The sequence below is a fragment of the Petrachloros mirabilis genome (assembly GCF_975968855.1).
This window is the reverse complement of sequence record NZ_CDLUDY010000206.1, coordinates 1-13,812: the sequence shown is the minus strand read 5'-3', so window position 1 is coordinate 13,812 and position 13,812 is coordinate 1. Positions and strand designations below refer to the sequence as shown.

The window sequence follows — 13,812 nt, the reverse complement described above, 5'->3', positions numbered from 1 at the left end:
GCATTCCGTTCCATTGCGATCTTCATGAGGGAATGAAGGGAGAACTGTATGTTCTTCAGGTCCCTTCGGTCTAAGCCGAAAAAGACATTTTTGCCAAAATCAGAACATGGGCTTTGGCCACCGTAGGCGGAGATGGCGCTAGATTGACACTGATCATCTTGGGTTCCCAAGACGATCAAATTTCGTAGCATCACTCTCACAGTTAGCTGCCACGCAGCTGCCAGAACAGGACAAACCAGCCCCATCTCTCGCCATGTCTGTGGAGTCGCAGGTTGTTGTTTCTTGTGGTGTTAGGTCGTCTGAGGTTGGAGTTTCTGATATTTCTAAACCGCGGGTCGTTGGATTATAAAAAAGGTGTCAGGAAACATTCTGTCTCATTTGCGCGGTGGGATTGGGGATGCGCCTGGCGGTGTATTTGCTGTGCAGTGTGACCGGCGCGCCGAGTTTTTGCGTAAGCGCATGGTGAGCATTGTCGTGGTGACGGAGAAGTCTAGCGTTCGAAGAACGCCGGTGCAATCGGAAGCCTAGCCTGCTCGGGCGGGATTGGGATGACGTTGCGAACGCTGTCTTGCCTCTCTCATTCGCGGGGGCGTAAGATCGGTTACCCCATTTACATAACAAGGAGGCGCTATGGCCGGTCGCAGCACTCCCAAACCACCGCGGATCTCTCTGGACCGCACCATCGAACGCATGCGGAAACAGGTGGCCGAGCTTGCGTCATTCCTGGGTAAGGGCCGTCCGACCCGCAGCTTGGAAGAATTCGACCTGGAATCGGAACGGTTGATCGGCGATCTGCTCGGACAGACCTCCGACTTGTTGCACGCGTATGAGTACGCGGAATTGGGCGAGGCCTCCGGGTTGGTCAACCTGACGGAGGAAGCTCCGGAAAGCGCGGAGTTGGATGTCCAGCGGCAAAGCCTTTTGCAACGGAGCCGCGTACTGGAAAGCTGCGTGGCTGAATTGGAGGCGCGCCGGGCGGCCGAGCCGAAGAAAGCCAAGTCAAGCCGGCAGACTCTCATCGGTCCCCAGGTAGCTGAACATATTTCGTCGGACATCCGGAGCCTGTCCCACGAAGCCAGTCTGAGAGAAGCGGGACAACTCATGCAGAAGTGGAAACTCGGCTCCCTGTTATTGACGGACGATCGTTCCTACGTCGGATTCATCACGGACTCGATCTTGGCGCGTGAAGTCGTGGCCAACGGGCTGAATCCCAATACCACTTCCGTGAAGACCTGCATGCGCCAGCCGATTGTGGCCATCGAGGGGAACCGCCCGCTTATTGAAGCCGTGCGGATGATGAAAGATCAGGCGACCAGGCACCTAGCTGTGACGCAGGACAGCCAGATTATCGGGGTGATCTCCGTGTCGAACATCCTGCGCTATTATTCCGGCGTCGTCTGATGGCGCGAGACGTCGTTTACGTGGTTCGTATGCCGGGCTCGGGGACGGCTGTGGAGGATTCCAGAAGAGGGCGCTGATTTCTGGCGCGACTGATGCCCGGCGCCGATCGGAGGAGAAGGGAGGGTTTCACGGGAAACGGAGTCCTCATCATGGCAGCAGTCTTTAGCTTTCTGCATTGATCAAGAGGGAGGTGAGACATGGGGCCGACGAAAGCCATCGTGAAAGAGAACAAACTGTATGACGCCGCGAGCGGAAAGATGATCAAAGACGGATTTGCAAGCCGGCGCGATATTGAGGACTACGTGAATCATCATTACCTGGTGTTGCCGGTGGTCGACAAGGCCGGTAATCCCTGGTTGTTCGAGGGGAAGCCGGTCTATTGCCTGCACGGCAGTCAGTACGAGACCCTCGACGACCAGAAGCTCCATCTGGCCAGATGTCCTGACTGTGGCGGGATGGGAATCAGGGCTGAGGAATTTACGGTCGAATCGGATTGTATCCGTTGCCTGGTCTGCGGACATGAGTTCGATACCAGGCTCGAAATGATGGAGAACTGACCGGCTGGACGAAATGGTTCAGCAGAGAAACGGAGTCGTTGAACTGTTCCGATCGTCCAGGCTGCTCATGGGCAACAGTGTTCCATCCCGCCGGCGTTGAGAGAAAACTGCAAAAGCCGGTGAATGCCTCCCGTTGAGGAGTGATTTCTATGAAGGCGGCTGAGTTGTTGGTGCGTTGCCTTGAGAATGAAGGCGTGGATTTCGTCTTCGGCCTGCCGGGAGAGGAGACATTAGAGGTGATGGATGCGTTGCTCGAGTCCCGCATGCGCTTTATCGCGACGCGGCACGAACAGGGTGCGGCGTTCATGGCCGACGTCTATGGCAGGCTCAGCGGGAAGGCCGGGGTATGCCTCTCCACCCTTGGTCCTGGCGCCACCAATCTGTTGACCGGCGTTGCCGATGCCTACCTGGATCGCGCGCCGCTCGTGGCGATCTCCGGGCAAGCCTCGTTGAATCGACGACACAAGGAATCACACCAGTCCATCGACGTGCTGGGGATGTTCAAGCCCGTCACCAAGTGGAACACCTCGATCCCGAAGGGAGAGGTGATTTCCGAAGCCGTGCGGAAGGCGTTTAAGATCGCTCAGACGGAGAAACCGGGCGCGACTCATCTTGAACTGCCGGAGGATGTTGCGGACGAGCAGGTCGGTGATCCGCATGTGATTCGTCCACTCTTCGTACAGGCGCCGGTGATGCCGGAGCCGTCTCCGACCCAGGTGGCAAAGGCGGTCCGAGCCATTGCATCGGCGCGCCGTCCGGTGATTCTCGCGGGGAACGGCGTTATTCGGGGCCGTGCGCACGAGGCCGTCAGAGCATTCGCGCGGCGTATCCAAATACCGGTCCTCAGCACGTTCATGGCCAAGGGAGCCATGCCGGACAGCGATCCGCTTTCTCTCTATACCATCGGGCTGCAGGCACGGGATTATGCGGCTGTGGTGATGGAGCGGGCCGATGTGGTCGTCGCGATCGGCTACGATTTCGTCGAGTACGCGCCCAGTTTCTGGAACGCAAACCGTGATAAACGCATCGTGCACATCGATCCGTCGCCGGCGGAAGTGGATGAACATTACATCGTCGAGGTGGGCGTGCTGGGGGACATTCGTCTCTCGTTGGAGCTCGTCGGGGCAGGGCTTGTGCCGTTTGAGTCGCACTGGGCATCCGAATGCCGCAACAGCGTGATCGAGGGATTTGAAGCGGAGCTAAAAAGCGCACCATCCTGGCCGATGAAACCACAGCACCTGATACGGGAACTCCGTAGCAGTCTGGAGCCGGATGACGTGATCATCTGCGACGTCGGAGCTCACAAGCTTTGGATGGCCAGGATGTTTCCCTGCGAAGTGCCCAACACCTGTATTATCTCGAACGGGTTTGCCGCTATGGGTTTCGCCGTCCCCGGCGCGGTTGCAGCCAAGTTGCTGCATCCCGAACGCCGGGTGGTGGCTGTTACGGGTGACGGCGGGTTTTTAATGAACTCCCAGGAATTGGAGACGGCAGTTCGGCTGAATCTCCCGCTGGTCGTGCTGGTGTGGCGGGACGACGGATACGGTGTGATCCGCTGGAAGCAGCAGCTGCGGTTCGGGCGGACATCCTCAGTGGAATTCGGCAATCCCGACCTCTCGCGCTACGCCGCGAGTTTCGGCGCGGTCGGTTATCACGTGACGGAACCGTCCGAGCTACAGCCCATCCTGATCGAGGCGTTGAAGAGCAAAGTCCCGGCGGTCATCGACTGTCCGGTCGACTATGCCGAGAATCTTCGGCTAACCGAACGGTTGCAACGGCTCCCGCACTGACGCGCGACGAGCGATTGCACTAGCGAAGGCGAGCATTGTGAGCAGCCTAGGCCTTGTGATGGATCCGCCCTTGAAGGGCGAATGGGCGATCTTGAATCCTCCCGGTCATCCTAAGGTGGCTTATGATTTTCTGGCGACGAGCGGTACAAAACTTACCTATCTCACTACGACGTTTCTGCGGCATCTCTTCGGCTCCATCCACGTGGGCATGACCTACGCCTGGGGACAGCAGGTGGTGGCTCCTTTCGATGGGGTGGTGGTGGCCTCTTGCACATGGTGCCGGACAGGGAACGAATCAGTATGATCCGTCATCTGGTGCGCCTCCTGCTGTTCAGCCCAAAACCCGGATCGCTTCTTGAGGCCTACGGCGGCAACTACGTGATTCTCAAATGTGGAGCCGTGTATCCCTTATTAGCCCATCTGCGCTGTGGATCCGTTCGCGTGATGCAGGGTGACAGGGTGCGAGCCGGCGAACAGTTGGGCGAGGTGGGGAACTCCGGGTCTTCCCTCCAACCGCATTTGCATTTTCAGGTGATGAACAGCGAGGACCCGTTTCCCTCTTCAGGAATTTGCTCCCGTTCACGCTTCGTGAAGTAAGAAAGAAGATCGGACGGGAGTGAAACACGATCTCGAATGCGGACCTGCACAATGGTGATCATTTACGGTTGTAAGGTGCTGAGAGATGAAGACGGCACGAATCACTTTGCCTAGGACTTGCGGTGGTTTACCTATAGGATGAACTCGTGATCAATCTGTCCCGATTGTTCACCGCGAACTCTATAGCTGAGATCAAAATCCTCCATGTCTGAAGTTCTGCACGTCAACACAAGCAGCCGGAAGCAGGTCGTGGATTTGACTGATCGGGTCGAGATGTTGATCCGCAAGGCGAAGATGAGGGAGGGACTCTGTTGTCTGTTCGTCACCCATACGACTGCGGCGTTGACTACGGGGGAGATTGGAGAAGGAACCGAGCATGACTTTCTACAAGTAGTGGAGCAGGTGATCCCTGACATTCAGTTTCGCCACGCGCACAATCCGGCTCACGCCTGGTCGCACATGGCCTCGTCGATACTTGGGCCGTCACTCACGATTCCAGTGTCAGACGGTAAGTTGGTGCTCGGCACCTGGCAATCGGTGATGCTGGTGGAACTGGACGGCCCGCGCGATCGAAACGTTCACGTGAACCTTTTCGCGACCTGATCTCAGGACGAATTCTGCCGGAGTGACCACAGGTTTTCGTGGTGATGGATGGCAAAAAAATTCAGTGCCGGCATCTTGCTCTATCGAAAATGCGAAGGTGGATTGGAAGTCTTCCTGGTCCATCCAGGCGGACCATTCTGGGAGAAGAAAGACCGCGGGGCCTGGTCGATTCCGAAAGGTTTGTATGGTGAAGGGGAAGATCCAATCGCCGCCGCGCAACGTGAGTTTGCCGAGGAGACCGGCTCTCACGTGGTGGGGACGCTTCAGCCGCTCGAGCCTTTACTGCAACCGAGTGGGAAGCTGGTGTCCGCCTGGGCCGTGGAAGGGGATATCGATCCCGCCACACTGACATGCAACACCTTTCCGTTGGAGTGGCCGCCTCATTCTGGAATGATCCGGGAATTTCCCGAAGTGGATCGCGGAGCCTGGTTCGACATTCCCACTGCCCATGAAAAGATCCAGTCGGGACAGAGAGGGTTTCTCGATCAACTGCGGTCTCTCCTGAAAAGACGTGGCGAGTAGAGGATCGGAAATCAGAAGGGACAGGACAGGAATTCCCCCATGTGGTAAGGCCACCCGAGGTCGAGCCAGGGGGACTCCTTTAACTCGACCTCGCTTGGGTTGGCTTAGGCCGCCTTCTTGTATCGCGGTTGGTCAACCGTGACAGGAATGACTGCCTCTTTCGGTTCATATGCCTTCATCGTCCAGTAAGAAACCACAAAGGCTGTGAACAATCCGCTGATGGCCAGCGATGCTTCAACCATGCCGTTCACCATTCATCACCTCTCTTCGGACCGGATGTGTTGTGAGGTCCTGAATGATTAGAGACAGGTTTCCTAGAATGGATTCACGTTGGGAGATTGGTGATACAGGAGATCTGATATTCCTAGCTGGAAATTCACATGCTCTTTGGTTATTCCCGCGTTGACATGTCAGGAAGTCGAGCAGTAGCCTAGCTTGTATGAGGAAGGTTACAGACAGGTCTTTTCAAACCCACGTCCTTGGCCGGTTCCGTTATCTGATCGTGATGCTGTCTGCAGTAGGAGCTCTCCACAGCGCCTACGCTGGAGAAGAGGGAAAGCGCAATACCGAAACCAAGGGTCAGGCCGAAGCGGGTTATGAGATACCGGGCGTCCCCTTCCGGCTGTTTTTGGAGCGAGGCACGGAACAGACGGGAGGCGGCACGCCTGATGAAGCTGAAGCCGCTTTTCGGACAGTGATTGGCGCGTTCGGCATTCTGGTCGATCATCGGCCAGAGTACCCACGATTCGACGAAGCAGTGAGGAAGGGATTGTTGGAGCGAGTCATCGTACAGCCGACCGTTGTGAATCGAGAGGGGAAAGCCTTTCCGTTCTTAGTTGCACGTCTGGCGGACCCCGGGAGAGTCAAGTTGCTGATCAGTGCCTCGTTGCTCCGCGATCGGGGGTATGTGGGAGATGCCGAGCGATTGGCACCGGTATTGGCAAGAGAATTTCAATGGGTGGTCAGTAAAGCGGATACGAGTCCAATGGCGAAAACGGTTGCGATGGAGCGAGATTTCCGGCATGCCCCGATTCGTACCAATAAAGAGATACCGGAGTTGTCGGGTGAGGAACGGGTCCGGCTGCTCCAAGAACTCTTCGAGACATATTTGCGTACCGTGGACGACTTCAACAGTTTGGAGAGCCAACCCCTCTACGTGATCGGAACTTCCAAGCTGATTCCCCCCGCTCAACCGGATTCAACGACGCATTTTTACGACATTCGGACTCGAGAGGCCCTTCAAAAAATCGTCCGCGAGCCGTCTTTTCTGAAATCCACCCCGCGTGCGGTGACCAGCCTCCTGAACGGGAAGATTTGGAACGTAGCCTTCGTCAAAATCGACCAGCGTGACTGGGCCACCAGAACGCGAGTTTTGCCGGCGGACAAGGCAGTGGTTGTGGGATCGACGGGGCGTTCGATTCAACCTGCCGCAATTCTGGTGAATACATACCGGACGGCGGATCCTGAAGATCCGTTCTATTCGGATACGATGTCATTGCCGATGGGCGCTCTCTCCACGGATCAGCTTGCCCTGGTTATCGCGAAGGAGATTGAGCACAATATTGTGGAGAAATCTATGACCGGCCATGTGGCGCAGGATGCACTCACCGCACCAGAGTGAAGCACGATACATCTCGCATAGGATTTATCTGTCGACGGCATGTGTCTGCTATTTTCCGTCTTCCATAGCAGGTCCTGTCTTGGTAAGCTGCTTCCATTGATCGGAGAATTGATTCTGCCTTGATGACCACCGCAAATGGATATAATCGTCTGTCTCTACTGAGCAAAATCGGTCTGGTTCTCCTCGTCGGTCTCATCTCCCTTGTGAGTCTGCTCTTCTACCTGCAGACGCGGCATGGGTTCCGTCACGTCATCATTCCCCTCGCCGCGAAATTTACCGGTGCCAAGATCGAAGCAGAGGACGGGTTTCTCTCCTTCTCGGGGGCGCTCGAAATAGAGGGGCTCGTTTATAAGGATCCTGCATCGAAGATCTCATTCGACGCGAAACGAATGGCTCTTCGTGCAGCGCCCTGGTCGATCTTTTCCGAAGGGGTGCCTAAGATCGACGACCTGCAGTTGAAGAAGGCGAACCTTCGCGTCGTCATCGTCCCTGGAGCGGAGGAGGTACCGGTTGAAGAAAGGGAGAGGGAGCCGTCGGAGGCGATAGGATTCATCCCGGTAGCGGTGGAGCATGCCAGTTTCGAAGAACTCGCCATTGTCGTACAACAAGAAGGCAGCAAAACCACGGCGCGGGTGAATGCAACGTTGGATCAACTCGGCCCAGGCCGTGCGGGAAGTGTGAAATTCCAGACAGGTTTTCTCCTTGAGCGTGGCGGGACGAGGGACCTCTCAGGAACCGTTGACCTTGCCCTCACAGTGGAAATCGGTTCGGGTGGGACGCCGATCAAGTGGAATGGCTCCAATCGGATTCTTTTCAGGACAGGCCGAGGTCAGATCGAGCCGTCGGATCCCGAGGTTTTCAATTTTGCACAGACGATCGAAGGCGAGTATGCGCATGAAGAAGAGACCGTCAGAGTTTCATCGAATGTTGCGATCAGCAAGGCCGGAAAAACATTGGGGACGGTTGAATTGACTGCTTCAAGGGATGGGGGAAAACACCCATCGGTCACGGATGCTTCCCTCACGATGGCGGGCATCACAGGAGAGACGCTGAATGTGTTTCTCGGCGGGACGGGTCCCACGCACGTGCACGCAGGACGGTTCGACGCACGTTTCGAAGCGCACATCGAAGGGCCACAAAATTCCGTTCGGGGTACGCTGACCGGATCGGCTATCCGTCTCAAATCAGGCAAGCAGGAAGCCAGCCCGCCGATCAATGTCTCGCTTCAGCACATGGGATCGTTTGATTCGGCTACAAAGGATGTGGCCATTGAGACGCTCACGCTCAGTATAACCGACAGCTCCAAGACTCTGTTGTCTGGTGCGTTGGATCGCCCTGTCTCGCTGCGTCTGGAACGTACCGGAGAAGGGACTCAGTCCACTGGCGTGGCCGGCGAGGCTGCAGTCTTTTCCCTCCGGCTTGCTCAATCAGATGTCCAAGAGCTGCGGCCGTGGGTGGGCTTAATGGGCAACGACCCGCTGAAAGGAGTTATGGGGGGCAGGCTGGGAGCCTCCCTGGCCGTCTCCATTTATGGACGGGGCGAGGTCGTGGACGTCGCCGGCAAGCTTGAATCCTCAGGAGTGATGTTGCGGGGCGAGGGAAGCGGACGGGCCGGGCTCGTGGGACCGTTAGCAGTTGGCGCAGACTGGAAATCTCGGCTGAGCGACATGAAGCTGCTCAAGCTCGATTCGTTGACGGCCACTATCGGGCTGAAGGGCAAACAGGTCGGTACGCTTCAGGCAAAGGGTGCAGTCCGTATCGCGCCGACCACGGAGCTTACCGCCCTAACCGGCGCGATGAAGCTATCCGGTTTACCGGGGGAGACGCTCAATCCGTTGATCAGTCAGTGGAGTCAAACCAGAATCGGTCGGGCCGGCGTGGATGGTCATGCCGATGTCGTTGTTGACGAGGGTATAGCGAAATGGGAAGTCGATTTTCGCGGCCGGGACATTCAACTCCGTCTGCCGGATGCGAGAACTGATGCCCCATCGATCGATCTTCTGGTCAAGCAGGCTGGCGATTTCAACCGGAAGACATCAATGCTTCGGGTGGACCAGCTGAGCGTGCAAGTCGTCGAACAGCGTCGCCTCACAGTCGCGCTATCGCTCGATCAGCCTCTCACGTTGAGCCTGGCAGAGGATAAGAAAGGTGACGCGTCAAAGTCAGGCGGATCTCAGGAACCGATTACACTCGGGCTGCGAGTGAATCGGTTGGGTGTGCAACAGCTCCGTCCGTGGCTTGTGCTGGTCGGGACTCAGGCTCTCGCCCCGATTCGACAGGGGGCTCTGGATGCTGATTTGAAGGTACGTCTCAAGGGAACAGATGAAATTGACGTTGACGGTCGACTGGATCTGGAAGAGATTTCGATCGAGCGGGAGAAAAAACGCCCGAGCGATCCGGTTACGTTGGGCACCGAAGTTCGTGCGAAAGTCGTCGATCGGTCCCGTGTCGTCGTGGACTCCTGGACGGTACGAGCCCGGCATGGGAAGAAGCTGCTTGCTCAGTTGCACCTCGCCGGAGCTGCTGAGACCGCTGGGGCAACGGATTTGTCATTGGATGTCACAGCCAGCGATCTCAGCGAGCTCGTTGGCCGCCTCGGTCTGCTCACGGAGCGGCAGCACGATATGATTTCCGGTGGAAGCCTCAAAGGAAAAGTGCGAGTGATGACCGCGGGACAGGCGAAACCCCTTACACTTAGGAGCGCCTTCAGATCGGACAACCTCACCATCAGACTGGATAAGACCCACCGTATGACACGAGCGATCGATTCCAAGGTGGAGCTGGATGTGGACGAGGCACGGACCTTTGTCGAACTCCATAGGGTGGAAGTGACTGTAGAGTCCGGAGGGAAAAAGGCCGGGACGCTGACAGCGAGTGGGCGCTGGCCGTTGGCCGATGACAATGTGACTTCGCCTGCAGGTACGGTGAATGTGACCTTAAAGGAATTGGATAGCGCACCCTTCGTAGATTTCTTCGGCATCTTACCGGGCCGCGGAGCCGGTCCGTTGCCGGTGAATGCTGATATCAAGTTCACACAGGAGCCGGGCGGGAAGACCCTTGCCGTTCAGGGAAAGGAAACGGTCGGGCCAATTAGCGTCACGGTAAAAGGTCGTGAGCCGGAGCCTGCAACGCTGCGCTTGGAGCATAATCTGTCTCGGAGCGGCGACGAGATCAAGGTGGGGACATTCGCACTTACCACGGAGCGGCCAAAAGGGAGGGCTGATCGGGTAGCACTGAGCGGGAGCTTTAGGACAGGCGTAACCCCTCGTGTACAGCTTCTTGGAAGTGTAGATGCGTTCGATGCCGATTGGTACCAGGCTCTCGTTACGCCACCCTCCGAGCAGCCTTCGAAAAGTAAGGACTCAGAGAAGAAGTCAGCTACGAATGGTAACGAAACCGGGTTTGGCGTGCCGTTGGACCTCGATATCGTTCTTTCCATTGGGACTGTTGTCTATCGGTCTCTTGAAATCGGAAAGGGCAGACTGATCGCCAAGGGAGATGGGCAAAGGATGCAGGCGACACTGGAGCCGACGGGCATTGCAGGGGGTTCGGTAGGAGGGACGATTATCGTGGCTTTGAAGGGGAGGCAGCCTGAATTCAGCTGGAATACGAAGGGGGAGGCTTTGGATGTCGGGATCATCTCCAAAGCTTTGTCGGGGGAAGCGGAACCACGGATCAAAGGTCGCGGAAAATTCACGTCGGAGGGCACCGGCCGTGGGCAGGGACAGGCGTTACGGCAGAGTCTCGATGGCAAGGTGGTCTTTGATGTCAACGACGGCGAGTTCGTCAAGTCCCCGGTTCTTGAGTTCCTCGCGGAACAGACCCGTATTGATGATTTCAAGGGATTGGGATTCAAGACGCTGCATGGTGAACTTCAAATAAAAGAAGGTTGGGTAAAGATCAGCCAGATTCGTGCTGACGGTCCCGCTGTTGCGGCAGAGGCGAGCGGGAAGGTGGGGCTGGACGGTCGACTTGATGTGCGAGTGCAACCGCAGATCGGACCGGCCTTTTCCGACTACGTCAAAATTCCCTGTCTCGATCATTTTGCGAAGACCGCAGAGGGTTTTACAGTGTTGCCGGTTGCCGTCACGGTCACTGGAACAGCCGAAAATCCCGAGTACGGGGCAACGGTGGAGGCTAGCAGCACCGTCGGATCGGCTGCGGGGGCGATCGTCGGCACAGTCGCACATGTGCTGACCGGTTGCACGGGGGGCGAGGGAGCAAAAAAAACAACCGAAGAAGCAGTTGAAGCAATCACGGAGAAGGCGACGGAGCTAATAGAAGGCCTATTGGGCGGCAAGAAGAAAAAGTGAAGCTGAGTTGCTCGCAACAAGACACGATTTAGTAATCTCTGCCCATAAGTGATTCCACCCTGTTGAATCCTTCCTGTTCGTGCCGGTGCTCCGCCCAATAGGGCGGCGCTATTTCGCATCGGACCTCACCAAAAAGAAGTTCGCCCCGTGCCATGCACGGTGAAGTGCAGAGACCGGACTCTCAACCCTACAGAAATACATGCGAGTCCATTCGTTAGAAATTTGTAATAATCAGCTTGAAGAGAAGGAAGAAGAGTAGCAACTGTTCGAAACATTTAGCAAATGCTGCACCCGTGCGTTGCTTCGTTGTAATGGAACGCGACCGAAGTGTCACTGGCATCTTCTTTGCGGTTCTATCATGGCGTCGTGTCCTGGCGAAGAGAGATATCTAAGCGGGAGCCGAGTAGAACCTAAACACTTTTGAAAGGAGGATGCCATGGCCAACGAGACCAACGTCCTGATTGCTCGTATCGAGTGGTGCCGCCGCCAGAGAGCGCAGGCAAGAACGCAGCCTGATTTCGACCGGTGGCGCGCAGAAGAAGATGGGCTCTGGGACGCTATTCTTGATCAAAACCGCATGACTCGGTATCAGTTGTTTCCATCTGATGTGGTTGAGCGGTATGCGATGGGACTCCATGATGGACGAGTCATGCTTCGTATCGCACGGATGACGCAGCAGGTATCGTCTCGGAGTCAATAAGTTGATTACAGTATCGAAGTTAGGAGTGCGCTGACCGTTACCGATCTGAATACTATCGAGCTGGATCCTCTCTCGCACCTGCAGGGGATAGCGGGATTGTCTAACCGGCCTGATGTGCGGTACGGATTCGATTTCAATCGTCACCTCGTTCTAGCTGCTCTACATTGACAGTTTGCCTCAAGGCACGTAGCCTTCTGATTGCGCGGCGTCGGAATGCGGGAGGTACTGTGCGCGAACGGATGGTATTCGCTTTTCTGCTGCTGGGAATCGGAATTGTAGGGCTTTTCCCTGAATACGGATCGGCGAATTCAGAAGACCGCGTACGGGATGCAATCGTGAGGAGCCAACATCTTGGCGCCCATGGCCTTGGGTACAATCGTGACTCACTCGTGACTCTCTCCAAGGCGCTGACACCCGGTGATGTGCCGGCGATTCTCCGGTTATTCACAACTGCTTCGAGATTGCAGACAGGCGTGACATTCGCCCTGGCCTCCCAATGTGGCGCATCGATCGCTCCGCTGGTGGAGGCGGTGTCGCAGAATGAATTCCCCCTCTCGCTGATGTCCGATGCGCGGGAAGCACTTCGCCATCTTTCCGAATTCGAGCGCTGCACGGATACCGATCGTGAGCAAGCCCGAGCGGCTATGGTTCAGATCGATCGGATGGAACAGGACCGCATCGATCACCTGATCCGGTCAGCAAGAAAACATCGAGGAGAAGACGCGAGAATCGAGAGCAATGCCCTGAAGCTGCTGAATCCAGAGCAGGCGAGGGATGTCACACTCGAAGAGTGTATCGAAGTCGTGATGCACTCGAGAGCCGCGATGCGAGGGGAGACAAGCCGAAAGCCCCGCAGCAAATCGGTTGACGACACGTTGTCCCGGAACGCTATTCAATCCTGTTACGACCGGGACCGAAAGAAATCGAGAGGACAGAGCGTGACAGACTAAATCGAAGATATTCTCAGCTTCCCTTTAACGTATGGCTGGAGAACCAGCGACACCATTCAGGGTCATTGTCCAGGAGCCTGAGTTATCAAACGCGCTTTCCTGCAGAATCAATCATTTATCGTCGTTGAACCAGCCTTAGCTTCAATCCTCGACATTTCACCGCCCGCCTTCGATGAGTTCGAAGTTTCCACCTGAATAAATCTTCCGGTGGACTTCCTCGAATTGTTTACAAATTGTTAACGCCAATGTGACTGATTTGAAAAGGTTGCCTGATAGGCTCATACCAATTAGTCGAGAACTCGAACTCAACGAGAGGGCAGCATCATGTCACACATGGGATATTTCATATCCATCCTCAGCCTGCTGGTGGCCATCCCTCTGGGGGTAGGGATTAGAACACTCTTGGCCATGAGGCAGTCCGTGCTCATCCCCTTGTTGCGTGTGAGAACAGCGAATGGCAAGAACGAGCCAATCACAAAAATGATGACCGCGAGAAGAGACATTCTTGCTAATACAACACACTCTTCAGGGCTCACGATCGGAGTGCACCCATAAACCTTAAGGAGGAAGCATGATTCCGGTAGAACGATTGATGACTCGCAAATTGGTACATATCGAAGTTGGGCGGTCCGCCATTGAAGCGGCCAAGATGATGAAAAACTTCAAAGTCGGCAGTGTCCTCGTGAAGAAGAAGGAGGATATTGTCGGGATTGTGACGGAGCCGGATATTATTCGCAAAGTTATCGGAGAAGAGAAAG

Annotated in this window: 13 protein-coding genes; 12 read left to right on the top strand and 1 reads right to left on the bottom strand. The window is 56.0% G+C overall.

Going from position 1 to position 13,812, the window contains the following annotated elements:
- Window positions 1–630: 630 nt before the first annotated feature.
- The 7 genes from ACWVCN_RS08315 to ACWVCN_RS08285 all read left to right on the top strand — a co-directional run bounded on the left by ACWVCN_RS08315 (window position 631) and on the right by ACWVCN_RS08285 (window position 5,470).
- Window positions 631–1,401 carry a CBS domain-containing protein gene (locus ACWVCN_RS08315; RefSeq protein ID WP_455245099.1) on the top strand — a complete coding sequence of 257 codons (771 nt, stop codon included), beginning with the start codon at window positions 631–633 and terminating at the stop codon, window positions 1,399–1,401.
- Between the two features lie 197 nt (window positions 1,402–1,598).
- The gene (locus ACWVCN_RS08310) at window positions 1,599–1,958 is read left to right on the top strand and encodes a hypothetical protein (RefSeq protein WP_455245098.1); all 360 of its coding nucleotides are present in this window, start codon (window positions 1,599–1,601) and stop codon (window positions 1,956–1,958) included.
- Between the two features lie 149 nt (window positions 1,959–2,107).
- Entirely contained in the window at window positions 2,108–3,748 is a 1,641-nt protein-coding gene (locus tag ACWVCN_RS08305; RefSeq protein WP_455245097.1) for an acetolactate synthase large subunit, read from the top strand.
- Between the two features lie 37 nt (window positions 3,749–3,785).
- Window positions 3,786–4,052, top strand: coding sequence for a hypothetical protein (locus tag ACWVCN_RS08300; protein ID WP_455245096.1), 267 nt, complete (start codon window positions 3,786–3,788; stop codon window positions 4,050–4,052).
- Window positions 4,049–4,345: a M23 family metallopeptidase gene (locus ACWVCN_RS08295; protein ID WP_455245095.1), complete on the top strand. Its 297-nt coding sequence runs from the start codon at window positions 4,049–4,051 to the stop codon at window positions 4,343–4,345. The genes ACWVCN_RS08300 and ACWVCN_RS08295 overlap by 4 nt, the downstream gene beginning before the upstream one ends.
- Window positions 4,346–4,549: 204 nt before the next feature.
- Window positions 4,550–4,948 carry a secondary thiamine-phosphate synthase enzyme YjbQ gene (locus ACWVCN_RS08290; RefSeq protein WP_455245094.1) on the top strand — a complete coding sequence of 133 codons (399 nt, stop codon included), beginning with the start codon at window positions 4,550–4,552 and terminating at the stop codon, window positions 4,946–4,948.
- A gap of 48 nt (window positions 4,949–4,996) precedes the next feature.
- Entirely contained in the window at window positions 4,997–5,470 is a 474-nt protein-coding gene (locus tag ACWVCN_RS08285; RefSeq protein WP_455245093.1) for an NUDIX domain-containing protein, read from the top strand.
- Window positions 5,471–5,574: 104 nt separating this feature from the next.
- On the opposite strand, the gene ACWVCN_RS08280 is transcribed toward ACWVCN_RS08285, so the two are convergent.
- Entirely contained in the window at window positions 5,575–5,712 is a 138-nt protein-coding gene (locus ACWVCN_RS08280; RefSeq protein ID WP_455245092.1) for a hypothetical protein, read from the bottom strand.
- 197 nt (window positions 5,713–5,909) lie between these two features.
- Between ACWVCN_RS08280 and ACWVCN_RS08275 the strand changes: the two genes are divergently transcribed.
- From ACWVCN_RS08275 to ACWVCN_RS08255, 5 genes are all read left to right on the top strand, one after another.
- The gene (locus tag ACWVCN_RS08275; protein WP_455245091.1) at window positions 5,910–7,091 is read left to right on the top strand and encodes a hypothetical protein; all 1,182 of its coding nucleotides are present in this window, start codon (window positions 5,910–5,912) and stop codon (window positions 7,089–7,091) included.
- A 122-nt stretch (window positions 7,092–7,213) separates the two neighbouring features.
- On the top strand, window positions 7,214–11,404 hold the full coding sequence (locus tag ACWVCN_RS08270) for a hypothetical protein (RefSeq protein ID WP_455245090.1): 4,191 nt from the start codon (window positions 7,214–7,216) through the stop codon (window positions 11,402–11,404).
- A gap of 436 nt (window positions 11,405–11,840) precedes the next feature.
- Window positions 11,841–12,104: a hypothetical protein gene (locus ACWVCN_RS08265; protein WP_455245089.1), complete on the top strand. Its 264-nt coding sequence runs from the start codon at window positions 11,841–11,843 to the stop codon at window positions 12,102–12,104.
- Between the two features lie 227 nt (window positions 12,105–12,331).
- Complete coding sequence (locus ACWVCN_RS08260; RefSeq protein WP_455245088.1) at window positions 12,332–13,054, top strand: hypothetical protein; 723 nt, start codon at window positions 12,332–12,334, stop codon at window positions 13,052–13,054.
- A gap of 571 nt (window positions 13,055–13,625) precedes the next feature.
- Window positions 13,626–13,812: CBS domain-containing protein (locus ACWVCN_RS08255; RefSeq protein WP_455245087.1), on the top strand; the 187-nt coding region annotated here is incomplete at its 3' end.

Coding starts and splice junctions, on each gene's coding strand:
- ACWVCN_RS08270 (WP_455245090.1), top strand. CDS start 7,214: ATGACCACCGCAAATGGATATAATCGTCTGTCTCTACTGAGCAAAATC.
- ACWVCN_RS08305 (WP_455245097.1), top strand. CDS start 2,108: ATGAAGGCGGCTGAGTTGTTGGTGCGTTGCCTTGAGAATGAAGGCGTG.
- ACWVCN_RS08275 (WP_455245091.1), top strand. CDS start 5,910: ATGAGGAAGGTTACAGACAGGTCTTTTCAAACCCACGTCCTTGGCCGG.
- ACWVCN_RS08310 (WP_455245098.1), top strand. CDS start 1,599: ATGGGGCCGACGAAAGCCATCGTGAAAGAGAACAAACTGTATGACGCC.
- ACWVCN_RS08290 (WP_455245094.1), top strand. CDS start 4,550: ATGTCTGAAGTTCTGCACGTCAACACAAGCAGCCGGAAGCAGGTCGTG.
- ACWVCN_RS08280 (WP_455245092.1), bottom strand. CDS start 5,712: ATGGTTGAAGCATCGCTGGCCATCAGCGGATTGTTCACAGCCTTTGTG.
- ACWVCN_RS08295 (WP_455245095.1), top strand. CDS start 4,049: ATGATCCGTCATCTGGTGCGCCTCCTGCTGTTCAGCCCAAAACCCGGA.
- ACWVCN_RS08265 (WP_455245089.1), top strand. CDS start 11,841: ATGGCCAACGAGACCAACGTCCTGATTGCTCGTATCGAGTGGTGCCGC.
- ACWVCN_RS08285 (WP_455245093.1), top strand. CDS start 4,997: ATGGCAAAAAAATTCAGTGCCGGCATCTTGCTCTATCGAAAATGCGAA.
- ACWVCN_RS08315 (WP_455245099.1), top strand. CDS start 631: ATGGCCGGTCGCAGCACTCCCAAACCACCGCGGATCTCTCTGGACCGC.